Raw genomic sequence first — 14,083 nt, 5'->3', positions numbered from 1 at the left:
GGGGAGAGGTGATGCAACACCAACCCGGACCGCTGATGGCCTTTTACGTCGTACAGTTTCTGACCGGCCTCGCCAGTGCAGCGTCGCTGTTCCTGGTGGCGTCGGGCCTGTCGATCATCTTTGGCGTGACGCGGATCGTGAATTTCGCGCACGGCGCCTTCTACATGATCGGTGCCTATATCGCCTTCACGCTCACCGAGCGCCTATCGGGGACGTTCGGCTTCTGGGGCGGGATCGTCATCGCAGCGCTTGCCGTGGCAGTGATCGGCGTCATTGTCGAGATGGTGCTGCTCCGGCGCATCTATCACGCGCCCGAGCTGTTCCAGCTGCTTGCGACCTTCGGCCTGACCTTGATGGTCGAGGACCTCGTCGTCCTGATCTGGGGCCCGGACGATCTCGTCGGGCGCCGTGCACCCGGCTTCAAGGGGGCGATCGACTTCTTCGGCCAAAACATCCCGAGCTATGATTTGTTCCTGATCGTGCTCAGCCCGGTCGTGCTCGGCATCCTCTGGCTCTTGTTCCAGCGCACGCGCTGGGGCGTGCTGGTGCGCGCAGCGACCCAGGACCGCGACATGGTCGCAGCGCTCGGCGTCAACCAGAAATGGCTGTTCACGAGCGTGTTTGCGGTCGGTGTTTTCCTCGCCGCTCTCGGCGGTGCGCTCCAGATTCCGCGCGATGCCGTGCATCATGCGATGGATTTGCGTATCATCGTCGAGGTCTTCGTCGTCGTCGTGATCGGAGGCCTCGGCAGCATCATCGGCGCTTTCGTCGCGGCGGTGCTCGTCTCCGAGCTCAACGCCTTCGGCATCCTGATCTTTCCAAAAATCTCCATCATCCTGGTCTTCCTGGTGATGGCGGCAGTGCTGATCGTGCGGCCCTGGGGCCTGTTCGGCAGGCCCGAGGCCCCCGCGCGCAAGACGCCGGGTCTCACGGTCAATCCCTGGCGACCGCTGACGTCGAACGAGCGGCTGGCCGCGCTTGCAGCGCTCGTCATCGCAGCGACGCTGCCGCTGTTCGCCGGCAACTATGCACTGACCGTCGGGTCGGAGATCGCGATCTCCGTAATCTTCGCCGTCAGCCTGCACTTCCTGATGTCGGTCGGCGGGCTCGCCTCCTTTGGTCACGCCGCCTATTTCGGCCTCGGCGCTTACGGCGTCGCTTTCCTCGCCAAGATGGCGGGACTGCCGATGATCGTCTGCCTGTTGCTCGGGCCGCTGCTCGGCTGCATGGGCGCTGCCGTGTTCGGCTTCTTCGCGGTGCAGCTCTCCGGCGTCTATTTTGCAATGCTGACGCTCGCCTTCGCGCAGATCGTCTGGTCGATCGCGTTCCAGTGGGTGAGCGTCACCGGCGGCGACAACGGCATCCTGGGCGTCTGGCCCGCGAGCTGGGCGGCGAGCCCATCGCATTTCTATTGGTTGTCGCTCGGCGTTGCGGCGCTCGTGACGATCGCGTTGCGGGCCATGGTGTTCTCGCCGTTCGGTTATGCGCTGAGGGCGACGCGCGACTCGCTGCTGCGCAGCGAAGCGGTCGGCATCAACGCCAAGCGCATCCAGTGGACCGCCTTCGTGATCGCGGGCACGACCGCGGGCATCGGCGGCGCGCTGTTCGCCTACCTCAAGGGCAGCGTCTTCCCGGACAATCTCGGCATCTCGCTCTCGGTCGATGCGCTTGTGATGGTGCTGCTCGGCGGCGTCGAGACGGTGTCGGGCGCGGTGATCGGCGCCATCGTCTACAAGGCCTTGAACATCTGGCTGGTCAGCCAGACCGACCTGTCAAAGCTCGTGCTCGGCGGCTTCATCGTTCTGATCGTCGTCGTCTTCCCCAAGGGCATCGTCGGCATGCTGGAGATGCTGGCGCAGCGCCGCAGGAAGGCATCGCCGCCGGGCTCCCCCTTGCTTGCCAAGCCGATCGAGTCCGCCGAATGAGCGTCGCCCCCCCACTTCTCGCGGTCGAAAGCCTGACCAAATCCTACGGCGGCGTCCACGCCGTGCGCGGCGTCTCCTTCTCGTTGCGATCAGGCGAAATCCTGGCGCTGATCGGACCGAACGGCGCGGGCAAGAGCACTTGTTTCGACATGCTCAACGGCCAGAACAAGCCTGATAGCGGCCACGTCCGCCTGCTCGGCGAAGACACAACCGGCAGGAAGCCGCGCGAGATCTGGCGGATGGGCGTGGGCCGCACCTTCCAGATCACCGCGACCTTCGCGACCATGACCGTGCGCGAGAATGTGCAGGTCGCGCTGATCTCGCACGGCAAGCAATTGTACAATCTTTGGGGCTCGGCGCCGAACTTTGACCGCGGCGAAGCCGGGCGACTGCTCGAGCTGGTCGGTATGGGCGGTTACGCGGATCGCCCCTGTGGCGAGCTTGCCTATGGCGATCTCAAGCGGCTCGAGCTCGCCGTCGCGCTCGCCAATCAGCCAAAGCTGCTGCTGATGGACGAGCCGACCGCCGGCATGGCGCCGCGCGAGCGCGTCGATTTGATGCGGCTGACCGCGCAGATCGCCCGGGAAAAATCGATTGGCGTTCTCTTCACCGAGCACGACATGGACGTGGTGTTCGAGCACGCCGATCGCATCATCGTGCTCAACCGCGGCACGTTGATTGCCGAAGGCTCGCCGGCGGAGGTGCGCGGCAATCCGCAGGTGCAGGCGGTCTACCTCGGCGAGGGCCTCCTTTACGAGGCCGGGCATCGCGAGGGAGCATCGGTATGAAGCTCACGGTGCAAGATCTCAATAGTCATTACGGCCCGGCGCATATCCTGTTCGACATCGGCTTCGAGGTCGGCGAGGGGGAAGTCGTGGCGTTGCTCGGCCGCAACGGCGCCGGCAAGTCGACGACGTTCCGCTCGATCGTCGGGCTCGTCGCGCAGCGCTCGGGACGGATCATGTTCGAAGGCAAGGATGTCTCGGCGCGTCCGACACATGAGATCGTGCGGGATGGGCTTGGTTACGTGCCGGAGGAGCGGCGTATCTTCACCGACCTGACGGTGGAAGAAAATCTCGAGGTCGGCCGCCAGCCGAAGCGCCCGAACGCGCCGCACTGGACCCGCGACAAGCTGTTTTCGCTGTTCCCTAACCTCGGCGAGATGAAAAATCGCCCGGGCGGCCGCATGAGCGGCGGCGAGCAGCAGATGCTCACCATCGCCCGCACGCTTATGGGCAATCCGTCGTTGGTGCTGCTGGACGAGCCCTCGGAAGGCCTGTCGCCGAAGATCGTGGAGCAGATGGTCGATGCCATCCTGACCATGAAGAAGGAGGGCGTCAGCATCGTCGTCTCCGAGCAGAATCTGCATTTTGCGCGGCTGATCTCCGATCGCGCCTATATCATCGAGCGCGGCCGCATCTGTTTCGGCGGCACCATGGCCGAGCTCGACGCGCGTCCGGATATCCGCGACGCGCATCTGTCGTTGTGAAGGCAAAGGGCAAGGGTATCGAGCGGATGGCGAGAAGCGTCGCGGCGAAGAAAAGCGTCAAACCGGCAAAGCCGCCTTACGTGCTCGACGAGCAGGTTGGGTTCATCCTTCGCCAGGTCTGGCAGCGCCACAGCGCGATCTTCTCTCGCGAGATCGGCACCAACATTACGCCGACGCAATGGGCGGCGCTGTCGAAGCTCGCCGAGGCCGGGCCATGCTCGCAGAACCAGCTCGGGCGCCTGACGGCGATGGATGTGGCGACCATCAAGGGCGTGATCGATCGTTTGACGGCGCGCGGCCTCACCGAGACCAGCCAGGATCCCGAGGACGGACGGCGGCTTCTGGTCAGCCTGACCCGCGCGGGGCAGCAGCTGGCGGAAAAGGTCGCGCCGAATGCGCTCGCGATCACCCGGGAGACGCTGGCGCCGCTCGAAGCAAAGGAGCGCGAGATGCTGATGGCGCTGTTGAACAAGCTGCGGTGAGGCGCGACTAACCTCGGTGAAGGTCTTGTCGAGGTTTTTGATATGAGAGCGGCGGCGCGGTTTGCGATGGCTCTGAGCATGAGCGCGGTGCTGGCGGGCCAGTGTGCTCCCGCCGGGGCGGCGGAAGCCTATGAAGGCTTCTGGGCCTCGACCAAAAAGGACTGCCGCGACCAGGACAGTGCCAGCCGCATGAGCATCGAGGGCGGCAACCGTCTCTATTGGTATGAGACCCGGTGCCGCGCCAGCGAGATCACCGCCGACGGAAAGCTCAGCTGGAAAATGAAGCTCGCCTGCGAAGGCGAGGGCGAGAAGTATCGCTCCAGTCCCCGGGTTTCCATTGCCGCGGATGGCAAGCTGGTGATGGACAACAGCCCGGTCGGGCAAGGCAAGCGCCAGACCTATGTGCGTTGTGAGATCGCTAAGCGCCACTGATTGGGTGATCAGCTTTTCCCGAGGGTCCGCGCGGAGCGCGAGCCGCTTCGGCCCCCGTCACTTCGCCACCACCTCCGGCACCCTGCCGGCCGGCGGGGTGTTGCGGCTGCGCTGGGTGCGCACGATACCATCGATGATGGTCATGCCGATGCCCGGGAGGTCGCCGAGCTGGACGCTGTCCAAAATGTTCTTGCCGGCCGAGTGCTGCGCCTTGTCCATGATGACGAAGTCGGCGGAACGACCCACTTCGATCAGGCCGCAATCCAATTCGCGCATCCGCGCCGTGTTGCCGGTGGCCAGGCAAAACGCGATCTCGGCCGGCAGGTCGCCAAGCGAGGACAGCATCGACACCATGCGCAGAATGCCGAGCGGCTGCACGCCGGAGCCGGCCGGCGCGTCGGTGCCGAGGATGACGCGCTGCAGATCGCCCATCTCGCGCGCGATGCGCAACGTGAACAGCGCCGAGCGCTCATTGCCATTGTGCACGAGCTCGAGGCCGCGCTTGCAGCCCTCGCAGATGCAGCGGATCTGGTCGTCGGGAAGCGCCGTGTGGCCGCCATTGATGTGGCCAACCACATCGGTGTCGGCCTCCAGCACCACGTCCTTGTCGATCAATCCGGAGCCAGGGATCGAGGGCCCGCCGGTGTGGATCGTGCTCTGGATGCCGTATTTGCGGGCCCAGCCAACCATTTTTCGCGCCGTGGGGCCATCCTTGACGCCGCCCAGGCCCACTTCGCCGAGCAGCTTGACACCGGCTGCGGCCAGCTCCTTGAAGTCCTCCTCGACCATCTCGCATTCGATCACAGGCGCGCCGGCGTGAACCTTCACGCCGCCAGGCCGCAGATTCCAGAATGCGCGCTGTGCGAAGATGGCCATCGCCTTCAACCCGACGACGTCGCGCGGGCGGCCGGGCATATGCACCTCGCCGGCGGAAATCATCGTGGTAACGCCGCCATGCAAATTGCTGTCGATCCAGCCGATCTGGTTCTGGCGAGGCGTCCAGTCGCCCGCAACAGGGTGGACATGGCTGTCGATCAGGCCGGGCGCCACCGTGGTGCCGTTGGCCTCGACGATGGTGGTCGCGCCTTCGGTGTCGAGGTCCTTGAAGCGGCCGATCGCGGTGATCTTGCCGTTCTCGGCGACGATGGTGTCGCCGTCCAGGATCGGCTTCTCCAGCGCGCCGGACAGGATCAGGCCGATATTGCGGATCACGAGCTTCGAGGGTCCGGTGGCCTGGGGTGCGTCATGCGCCATGGAATGGGTCCTTGTCCTTAACTGCAACGCTTCCGATCTTGGGCAGCCTTGACTGCGGGATCAAGCCGGATTATTCATTAGTATACAAATGATCGTGTACAAACGACGCATAGCTGCCGCCTTGAAAACCGCCACGACGCGCCACGGAAGGGTGAGATGAGCAATTTCAATCAGGAAGCCGTTTTGAGCGTCCACCACTGGACCGACACGCTGTTCTCCTTCAAGACCACCCGCAGCCCGACCTTCCGCTTCCGCAACGGCGAATTCACCATGATCGGGCTCAAGGTCGGCGAGAAGCCGCTGCTGCGGGCCTACAGCGTCGCCAGCGCCAATTACGAGGACACGCTGGAGTTCTTCTCGATCAAGGTGCCGGACGGCCCACTCACCTCACGGCTCCAGCATCTGAAGGAAGGCGACGAGATCATCGTCAGCCGCAAAGCCACCGGCACGCTGGTGATCGACAATCTGGAGGACGGCCGCAACCTCTACCTCATCGGCACAGGTACGGGCCTTGCGCCGTTCCTGAGCGTGATTAAGGACCCCGAGACCTATGAGCGGTTCGAGAAGGTCGTGCTGCTGCACGGTTGCCGGCACGTCAAGGAGCTCGCCTATGGCGAGATGATCACCGAGACGCTGCCCAAGGACGAACTGATCGGCGAGTACATCCGCAACCAGTTGATCTACTATCCGACCGTGACGCGCGATCCCTTCCGCAATCGCGGCCGCATCACCGACCTCATCACCTCGGGCAAGCTGTTTTCCGACATCGGCCTGCCGGTACTGGAAGCCGCCCACGATCGCGTCATGATCTGCGGCAGCCCGGCTCTGGTGGCGGACACCCGCGTGCTCCTCGGCGAGCGGGGGCTTGTCGAGGGTAATCACGGCGAGCCGGCCCAATTCGTGGTCGAAAAGGCCTTCGCCGAGCGCTAGGCCCGGAACTCCCGCGCAATAAGACCGTATTTTCGCCGCCGCGCGCCCGTTGCGGCGCCGATTCGGCACGCGATACACTGTGGGAACGAATCAGCGGAGTTCCCACATGGTTGCGGACAGCGACAGCAACATCGCCTGGCACCGGGTTCAGTTGAAGAAGAACCGCGCCGAGTTGAAGGCGCTCGAGACCGCGCGCTTCACGATGGGCGAGATCGCGTCTTCGAAGCGGAACGGCCAGACCCAGAAGGCGGTCGGGGAACTCAAGCGCAAGATCGTGCAATCCGAGCGCGTGATCGCCGATCACGACAAGCGCACGCGCCGTCCGCTCACCACCGACCTGCGAAGCCTCAGCAACGGCAGCTGGAGCAATTGGGACGCCTACACCAATCAGCAGCAGCGCAAGATCGGCCCGCGTTCGCCCGGGCGGGGGTAGCGACTCTCACGCCTGCACCGATGACGGCGGAGGTTCCGCACCCCTTGCGCGGGTGGCGTCGTGCACCATCTCGGTGAGACCCCGTCAACCGCTGCGGTGAACACATGGCACCACGCCTCGATTTCACCAGCGAGGCCTTCTTTCGCGATCCGCCCAAGGCGATCGCAACGTTGCGCATGTCCGGTCCTGTGGTCGCGATCCGATTTCCTCTCGTCGGCGATGTCTGGATCACCACGACCCACGAGGCCACGGCGCAAGTCCTGAAGGACGGCACCAATTTCACGCTTCGCAAGGAGGATGGCGACGTCGCAGGTCTGCGCTGGTGGATGCCGAACTACGTCAAAACCATCGCCAACAACATGCTGACGATGGACGAGCCGGACCACACAAGGCTGCGCAGCATCGTGGACGAGGCCTTCCGCCGCCGCGCGATCGTCGCGATGGAGCCGCGTATCCGCGCCATCGCTGACGGTCTCGCCGACGAGCTATTCTCGGCAGGAAGCCCGGCCGATCTCGTCCAGCGCTATGCCCGCATCCTGCCGCTTGCGGTGATCTCCGAGCTGCTTGGGTTGCCGTTGGCCGATCGCCCTCGCTTTATCGCGTGGGCCAATACAATGTCCTCGCTCAGGAATGTCGCCAGCTTCTTCCGCCTGCTGTTCGCGTTCCGAAAGATGCGAGCCTACCTCGAACGGCAGTTGCAGATTGCGCGCGTGCGGGGCGGCGACGGCTTGATTGCGGAGCTGGTCCAGGTCGAGCGCGAGGGCGGCCAGATCACGCCCGACGAAATGGTGTCGATGGTGTTCCTGCTGCTCGCGGCGGGCTCCGAGACCACCACGCATCTCATCAGCGGTTCCGTCTACGAGCTCCTCAGAAATCCTGGCGTCCGTGACCGGCTGGCACAGGACTGGAGCCGCGTCGGGCTTGCGGTGGAGGAATTCCTGCGCTTCGTGTCGCCGGTGCAGTTCTCCAAGCCGCGCTATGTGAGGCGGGATATCGAGCTCGCGGGCGTGCGTCTCAAGAAGGGCGATCGCGTCATGGTGATGCTCGCCGCCGCGAACATGGACCCGGCGACGCATGATCGTCCCGACAGTCTCGATCTCGCGCGCAAGCCGAACCGTCACATGTCCTTCGGAACGGGCATCCATTTCTGCCTCGGTCATCAACTCGCCCGGATCGAGGCAGCGTGTGCCTTGGAAGCGCTGTTTGTGCGATGGCCGAAACTTGGCTTTGCTGTGGACGTGTCTCAGATCCACTGGCGCAAGCGACCGGGCATGCGTGCGATCGCGAACCTCCCCGTTGTGCCCGACGGCCACGCAGCAGCTGGATCGATGATGGTTCATTCCCAGCCAGTGGCCTGCTGAGACTTACACCTTGCGGAAAAATTTTCTCTGCACTCGTCGGTAGGAACGGCATGTCGTTTCTCTCGTTGTTTTTGCGACATTGGAGGCCGCGATGAGTTCCTCCGGTCGATATCGCAGATCAACAACAGGACACAGCATCATGACCGGCAAGATGCCACCTGTTCCCGCCGAGAACCAAAGCCCGAAGGGAACCGGCGACAGCAAGCAAGTGTCCTCGACTGCCCCGCACGGCCAGCAGCGTGCGCAAAATCCGGACCAGCAAGGGCAGCAGGGCAACATCAAGCAGAACACCACCAACCAAGGCTATCAGCAAGATCGCTGAGGAGGTGACATGTCGACATCCACCAAGACACTCAACAGCATCCGTCAGGGCGGACCTGGCGCATCGCATGAGAATGCGAAGGCGCCGCTCGAAGTGAAGAAGCCACCGGCGGACGACCCGCAGCGCAACCACAGCCGCGTCTCTGGCGGGGGTGGCGAGCACGATTCACACCACAGGCATGACGAGACCGGAAAAGGCGGAGGCAGGTGAGGCATGACCAATAAGCAACCCAAACTCTACGCACCGACCGAAAAGGATCTGCACGAAAATCCCATGATTGGCGGATCGAAGGGCGCAACGATGGCCGGTATCTCGCCTGACGACCTCGAGGACGCCCTGGGCGAGAACACGATCGAAGGCGATGTCGAGAACGACGTAAACGCCGCTGGCGGCATCGACAAGGACGTCGCGCGCAGCGGCGCGCGCCGAGGAGACCGATAGCTCCGGAGGACGAGCATGCAAGGCAAGAAGACCCACGAGCAACAGGTTCGCATCCTCGAGCGCAAGCCGGATGTTCCAGACGCGCGAGAGCTTGACCAAGCGATCGGCCACAATCCGGAGGACACGGCCGTCCACCGCGCGCGACCTGAGGCGCGGCAGAGTGAATTTCCGGTGAGCCGGGGCGGCCTCAACCAGGAAAGCGACCACAACAAGCACAACGATCCCGGCCAAAGCGGTCACAAGCCCCCGAAACCGACGCCGGCACAGCAGAAGCACTGAGCTTCACGGGCGATCAAAGCAAGAGGAGAAAAAGATGCCAGGTGGTCATGGCAGCAAGACGCATTTCAGATCGGGCATGCACGGCAAGGGCGACGGCACCGGCGCCATGACGGACGTGCCCAAGGACAAGATCGGCGACAACATGGTGCTGTCAAACCGCGACAAGGCGCAGCACTCGGACATTCGCGGCATGGACGGCAAGGCGATCCAGACCGACCAATATCAGGACCACTCGGCCAACCGGCTCGACGAGGAGCCGGGCACCGACGAGACCTGAGAGAGGCGTTCCTCCCGACCAACTTGCGGACCGGTGTTCAGCCGGTCCGCTTTTTTGTCGATGCAAGGTCGCGTTCCCAGCCAAACACTGAGCGGCCGTCGAGATCAGGCGAGGCCGCACGCTCCCCGGCGATGAACGCATCGACAGACGGCCCACGCGCAGTGCGCTCCAGCCGCCGCGCCTGGTCGTCGAGGCGCTTGATGGCCTGCATCTCTTCCTCGCGCCCGAGCTTTGCGTTCTGAATCGCCCCCTTCAGCACGCGAATGGTTTCGTCATAGACCTTGATTGGAACAGGGTAGGGATGCCGGTCCTTGCCGCCGTGGGCAAGCGAGAAGCGGGCGGGATCGTTGAAGCGGTAGGGCGCGCCGTGCACGATTTCGGCGACCATCGCCAGCGAACGCACCGTGCGAGCGCCAACGCCGGGCGTCAGCAGCAGCTCCGGAAAGTCGACCGGGCCGCGCTCGGCCGCCGCCGCGAGTGTGCCGTGCAGGCGGCGCGCAAACACGTCCTTCGACCGCACGTCGTGATGTGCCGGCATGATCAGGTGCGGCAGCATCGCCTGCGCGGGCTCGGGCGTAGTCCCGGTGAGCCGCTCGAATTCGGAAAGGATGCGATCCGGCCCGAGATCGCTCAGAAGCTCGAGCTGCGCGGTGCGCGAGATCTCGGCGCGATGGTCAGTGAGATTGACGATCTCGCCTTGCAGCGGCCCGTCAATCGCGCTGTGCGGCGTATCGACAAAACTCTTCAGCGCCTCGGAATGCCAGTGATAGCGGCGGGCCTGCCGCTTGTCGCCGTTCATGCCCTGCTGCACCACGGTCCATTTGGCGTCGGCGGTGACGAAGAAGCCGTGCAGGTAAAGGTCAAAGCCGTCCTGGACCGCGGCGCTGTCAACCTTCGCCACAAGGCGACTCGCACGCGTGAGCTTTGCGCCGTCGAATCCGACGCGATCGCCGAGTTGCATCAGTTCATCCGGGGTCTTGCGCGAGTGCTGGCCACGCCCGCCGCAGACGTAGATCCCGAGCTCATCCTGGAGCGGGCCTAACCCCCGCTTCAACGCGCCTATCACGGAGGTCGTGATGCCGGAGGAGTGCCAGTCCATCCCCATCACGGCCCCGAATGACTGGAACCAGAACGGATGCGAGAGACGCTGCAGGAATGCATCGCGTCCGTAGTGATGCACGATCGCCTGCGTGACGATCGCGCCCAGCGACGACATGCGGTTCGCCAGCCAGGGTGGAACCCGGCCGGTGTGAAGGGGAAGGTCGGCGCTGCCGGTCCGTCGAGTCATGATCGACCAGAAATAGCGCAGTTCGGCGATGATTGCACCAGAGGGGATGCTGTATTGCACCGATCAGGGGAGCGAACCAGGCTGCAATGCGTTGAACGGCAAGCGCGAAGCAAATGCGGGGACTTTAATGAATCGGCAGACCCTTTTGGCCGACATCGACAGGATGTTCGGGTGGATACCGTCGTGGTTCGTCGGCCTCTGCCTGGTCGCTGGCGCGATCCTGATTGCCCTGTCGATCTATCATCTCTCGGTTTGGCTGTTCAACCGCGCCTTCGGAACCCGCCTCCCGCTCATGAGCGTGTTCATCGCGCGCACGGCTGGCCCTGCTCAGCTGGCCCTCAGCCTTGCCGCCGTGGCGTTGGTGCTGCCGCTCGCGCCGCTGGACGACGCTTTCCGCACGCCGCTGACGCGCCTGTTCGTCGTCGCCTTCATCGCGCTGATCGGCTGGATCTCGATCCGGATCGTGGATATGAGCGCGGCACGGTATCTCCTGAACTTTCGCGACGTCACCGAGAATTTCGTCGCGCGCAAGCACGTCACCCAGGTCCGCGTCTTCAAGCGCGTCACCGATATCATCATCGTCATCATCACGGTGTCGACCGCGCTGATGACGTTCGACTCGGTCAGGCAATATGGTGTCAGCCTGTTCGCCTCCGCCGGTGCCGCGGGTATCATCGTTGGTCTTGCCGCCCGGCCGCTGCTGAGCAATCTGATCGCGGGCATGCAGATCGCGATCACCCAGCCGATCCGCATCGAGGATGCCGTCATCGTCGAGAACGAATGGGGCTGGGTGGAGGACATCGCCTCGACGTATGTCGTGATCCGGCTGTGGGACTGGCGCCGCATGGTGGTTCCGCTGTCCTATTTCATCGAAAAGCCATTCCAGAACTGGACCCGCGACACCGCGTCCCTGATCGGCGTGATTGCGTTCCATGTCGACTATCGTGCCGACGTGCCGCGGATCCGGCGCTGGCTGGAAGAAGCAGTGAAGGAATCCAAGCTCTGGGACGGCGAGGTGGTCAATCTCCAGGTGATCGACGCGGATGCTCGCACCATCGAGCTCCGCGCTCTCGTTAGCGCCAGGAACGCGCCGCAGTCCTGGGACCTGCGCTGCGAGATGAGAGAGAAGCTCATCGCCTTCATCCGCGACGAGATGCCGGAAGCGCTGCCGCGCGAACGCGCGATCCTGATCCCGTCGGGAGGAGGCGACGATGACGCCGATTTCGTGCGGCGTCCCGCGCCGCCGGAGAAGATGCGGGCGAGCGCACGCAATTGACCTACGTCGCCTTCGTGGCGCCGCGCAAGCCGGTCTGGCGCTGGATCGTGTCCAGCGCGCCGGTCCTCATGCGAAGCACCTCATTGCGCTCGGATGTCGGCGGCCTTCAGCACCGGCTCCCATTTGGTCGCCTCGGAATGCATGTAGACGTCGAATTCCCTCGCCGACGAACCGACCGCGGCTGCGCCGATCTTGCCGAGCGTCGACAGCACGTTCGGGTCCTGCAGCGCCGCCTTCAGATCGGTTTCGAGCTTCGCCACGATCTCCGGCGGCATTTTTGCCGGGCCAAGAACGCCCCACCAGACGGAGACGTCGTAACCAGGCACGCCCGACTCGGCGACGGTCGGAACATTGGGTAGCGCCTTGGAGCGTTCGGCCGCGGTCACCGCGAGCGCGCGCACCGGACCGCCTTCGATCTGGCTAATGGCTTCCGCAAGTGGATTGATGCTGAGCGGGATGTCGCCGGCGATCACAGCGGTCAGCGCGGGGGCGCCGCCCTTGTAGGGGATCGCGACGATCTTAGTGCCGGACATGTATTTCAACAGCTCACCGGCGAGATGCGCCGAGGTGCCGTTGCCGGACATACCGTAAGAGAGCTTGTCAGGGTCCTTCTTCGCCGCAGCGAGGAGATCGCCGAGCGTCTTGTAGGGGCTGTCCTTGGCGACGACGATCGCCAGCGGCGAGGAGGCGACTTCGGTGATCGCGGTAAAGTCCTTGAAGGTGTCGTAAGGCACGCTCGGATAGATGAACTGGTTGAGGGGATGACCGCTCGCGACCAGGATCAGCGTGTAGCCGTCGGGGGCGGCTTGCGTCAGTGCCTGCGAGGCGACGATGCCGCCGGCGCCGGGGCGGTTGTCGATCACCGGCTGCTGGCCCCAGGTTTTCGCCAATGCCTGTCCGAGCGTGCGCGCGAGCACGTCGACCGCGCCGCCGGCAGCGTAGGGCACCAGGATGTGAACCGGTTTGCTCGGATAGCTGTCGGCGGCCTGCGCGGCGCCGCCTCCCAGCAGCAGACCGGCACCCAGCATCAAGCCGCCGATCTTCTTGTTCAAACCCAGCATTTTCCAGCACTCCTTGCGAGCATTGCGTGTGGACCGTCGGTCTTTCGAACCGTCGGACGCCGCCCATGGTTCTTGTTGACGAGACCTGATCTTTTGTACGATAGTACAAATCACATGACGCGCAACCCCGCCAGCAAGGAAACGGCCCGCAAGCCGAACATGCGCGAGGCAATTCTCGCCGCGGCCGAGGAGCTGTTCGCCACCAACGGCTTCAACGCCGTGTCGGTGCGCGATATTGCACAGGCCGCCGGCGCCAATCCCGGCAGCGTCACCTATCATTTCAAGACCAAGGACGGCCTGCTGCTGGAGATCTACCGGCGCCATTGCGGGCCAATGAATTTGCGCCGTTCCGAGCTGCTCGCGGCCGCCAAGCGCGTGCGCGATCTCCAGGACCGGCTCGAAGCGGTGGTGCGGGCCTATGTCGTGCCGGCCTTCACCTCGGGCAGTGATCTTGCCGGGGGCGGGGCGCGGTTCACGCGGCTGCGCGCGGTGATGTCCGCGGAGGGCAATGAAGTCGCGCGAAAGATCATCGCACAGACTTTTGACGACACCAGCCACGCCTTCATCGATGCTGTTCACGAAAGCCTGCCGCACGTTCCGCGCACCGATATCGTCTGGCGCAGCCACTTCCTGCTTGGCGCACTCTATTATTCGCTGGTGACGCCGGATCGCGTCTCGCGCCTGTCGCGCGGCGAGGCCGACGGTAGCGATGCCGCAAGTGCCATCGAGCAATTGGTGCAGGCCACCGTGGCCGCGTTTCAGGCGCCGGCGCTGGATCAGGCGCCAGCACGGCGACGGCCGGTCGTCAGCAGCAAGACTTGAAGACACGATCT

The 14,083-nt window shown here is 64.2% G+C and carries 18 protein-coding genes; 15 read left to right on the top strand and 3 right to left on the bottom strand.

Annotated features, from left to right (window positions below):
- Positions 1-35: 35 nt before the first annotated feature.
- From IVB40_RS21670 to IVB40_RS21650, 5 genes are read left to right on the top strand one after another with little or no spacing between them, the layout of a single operon-like run.
- Entirely contained in the window at positions 36-1,925 is a 1,890-nt protein-coding gene (locus IVB40_RS21670; protein WP_247360681.1) for an ABC transporter permease, read from the top strand.
- Positions 1,922-2,713 (top strand): ABC transporter ATP-binding protein, encoded by a 792-nt coding sequence (locus IVB40_RS21665; RefSeq protein WP_027569463.1) that lies wholly within the window; start codon positions 1,922-1,924, stop codon positions 2,711-2,713. Before IVB40_RS21670 ends, IVB40_RS21665 begins: the two co-directional genes overlap by 4 nt.
- Positions 2,710-3,414, top strand: a complete 705-nt coding sequence (locus tag IVB40_RS21660; protein WP_027569464.1) for an ABC transporter ATP-binding protein — start codon at positions 2,710-2,712, stop codon at positions 3,412-3,414. The genes IVB40_RS21665 and IVB40_RS21660 overlap by 4 nt, the downstream gene beginning before the upstream one ends.
- A 26-nt stretch (positions 3,415-3,440) precedes the next feature.
- The gene (locus IVB40_RS21655) at positions 3,441-3,896 is read left to right on the top strand and encodes a MarR family transcriptional regulator (RefSeq protein WP_007592445.1); all 456 of its coding nucleotides are present in this window, start codon (positions 3,441-3,443) and stop codon (positions 3,894-3,896) included.
- A 42-nt stretch (positions 3,897-3,938) separates the two neighbouring features.
- Positions 3,939-4,328: a hypothetical protein gene (locus IVB40_RS21650; RefSeq protein WP_346015311.1), complete on the top strand. Its 390-nt coding sequence runs from the start codon at positions 3,939-3,941 to the stop codon at positions 4,326-4,328.
- A 57-nt stretch (positions 4,329-4,385) separates the two neighbouring features.
- Here the strand turns inward: IVB40_RS21650 and IVB40_RS21645 are convergent, their stop codons facing one another.
- Positions 4,386-5,582 (bottom strand): amidohydrolase family protein, encoded by a 1,197-nt coding sequence (locus tag IVB40_RS21645; RefSeq protein ID WP_247816229.1) that lies wholly within the window; start codon positions 5,580-5,582, stop codon positions 4,386-4,388.
- Between the two features lie 156 nt (positions 5,583-5,738).
- On the opposite strand from IVB40_RS21645, the gene IVB40_RS21640 reads away from it, so the two are divergent.
- From IVB40_RS21640 to IVB40_RS21605, 8 genes are all read left to right on the top strand, one after another.
- A complete protein-coding gene (locus tag IVB40_RS21640) occupies positions 5,739-6,512 on the top strand; it encodes a ferredoxin--NADP reductase (protein ID WP_247286639.1) in 774 nt (257 codons plus the stop codon).
- A 106-nt stretch (positions 6,513-6,618) separates the two neighbouring features.
- Positions 6,619-6,945, top strand: coding sequence for a hypothetical protein (locus IVB40_RS21635; RefSeq protein WP_027517320.1), 327 nt, complete (start codon positions 6,619-6,621; stop codon positions 6,943-6,945).
- A gap of 104 nt (positions 6,946-7,049) precedes the next feature.
- Positions 7,050-8,306: a cytochrome P450 gene (locus IVB40_RS21630; protein ID WP_247816228.1), complete on the top strand. Its 1,257-nt coding sequence runs from the start codon at positions 7,050-7,052 to the stop codon at positions 8,304-8,306.
- A 139-nt stretch (positions 8,307-8,445) separates the two neighbouring features.
- Positions 8,446-8,628 (top strand): hypothetical protein, encoded by a 183-nt coding sequence (locus tag IVB40_RS21625; protein ID WP_007592434.1) that lies wholly within the window; start codon positions 8,446-8,448, stop codon positions 8,626-8,628.
- Positions 8,629-8,637: 9 nt separating this feature from the next.
- Positions 8,638-8,838 (top strand): hypothetical protein, encoded by a 201-nt coding sequence (locus IVB40_RS21620; RefSeq protein ID WP_247816227.1) that lies wholly within the window; start codon positions 8,638-8,640, stop codon positions 8,836-8,838.
- 3 nt (positions 8,839-8,841) lie between these two features.
- The gene (locus IVB40_RS21615) at positions 8,842-9,069 is read left to right on the top strand and encodes a hypothetical protein (RefSeq protein ID WP_247816226.1); all 228 of its coding nucleotides are present in this window, start codon (positions 8,842-8,844) and stop codon (positions 9,067-9,069) included.
- 15 nt (positions 9,070-9,084) lie between these two features.
- Positions 9,085-9,348 (top strand): hypothetical protein, encoded by a 264-nt coding sequence (locus IVB40_RS21610; RefSeq protein WP_247286637.1) that lies wholly within the window; start codon positions 9,085-9,087, stop codon positions 9,346-9,348.
- A 34-nt stretch (positions 9,349-9,382) separates the two neighbouring features.
- Positions 9,383-9,625: a hypothetical protein gene (locus IVB40_RS21605; RefSeq protein WP_027569471.1), complete on the top strand. Its 243-nt coding sequence runs from the start codon at positions 9,383-9,385 to the stop codon at positions 9,623-9,625.
- A gap of 37 nt (positions 9,626-9,662) precedes the next feature.
- Here IVB40_RS21605 and IVB40_RS21600 read toward each other — a convergent pair whose 3' ends face one another.
- On the bottom strand, positions 9,663-10,913 hold the full coding sequence (locus IVB40_RS21600; RefSeq protein WP_247819573.1) for a DUF763 domain-containing protein: 1,251 nt from the start codon (positions 10,911-10,913) through the stop codon (positions 9,663-9,665).
- Positions 10,914-11,040: 127 nt separating this feature from the next.
- On the opposite strand from IVB40_RS21600, the gene IVB40_RS21595 reads away from it, so the two are divergent.
- Positions 11,041-12,189, top strand: a complete 1,149-nt coding sequence (locus IVB40_RS21595) for a mechanosensitive ion channel domain-containing protein (RefSeq protein ID WP_247816225.1) — start codon at positions 11,041-11,043, stop codon at positions 12,187-12,189.
- Positions 12,190-12,269: 80 nt separating this feature from the next.
- Here the strand turns inward: IVB40_RS21595 and IVB40_RS21590 are convergent, their stop codons facing one another.
- Complete coding sequence (locus tag IVB40_RS21590) at positions 12,270-13,250, bottom strand: tripartite tricarboxylate transporter substrate binding protein (protein ID WP_247816224.1); 981 nt, start codon at positions 13,248-13,250, stop codon at positions 12,270-12,272.
- A gap of 114 nt (positions 13,251-13,364) precedes the next feature.
- Between IVB40_RS21590 and IVB40_RS21585 the strand changes: the two genes are divergently transcribed.
- Entirely contained in the window at positions 13,365-14,072 is a 708-nt protein-coding gene (locus IVB40_RS21585; protein WP_247286633.1) for a TetR family transcriptional regulator, read from the top strand.
- The last annotated feature ends 11 nt before the right edge of the window (positions 14,073-14,083 follow it).

This window comes from Bradyrhizobium sp. 40, from assembly GCF_023100925.1.
Lineage (GTDB): Bacteria > Pseudomonadota > Alphaproteobacteria > Rhizobiales > Xanthobacteraceae > Bradyrhizobium.
This window is presented reverse-complemented; position numbering and strand designations above follow the sequence as displayed.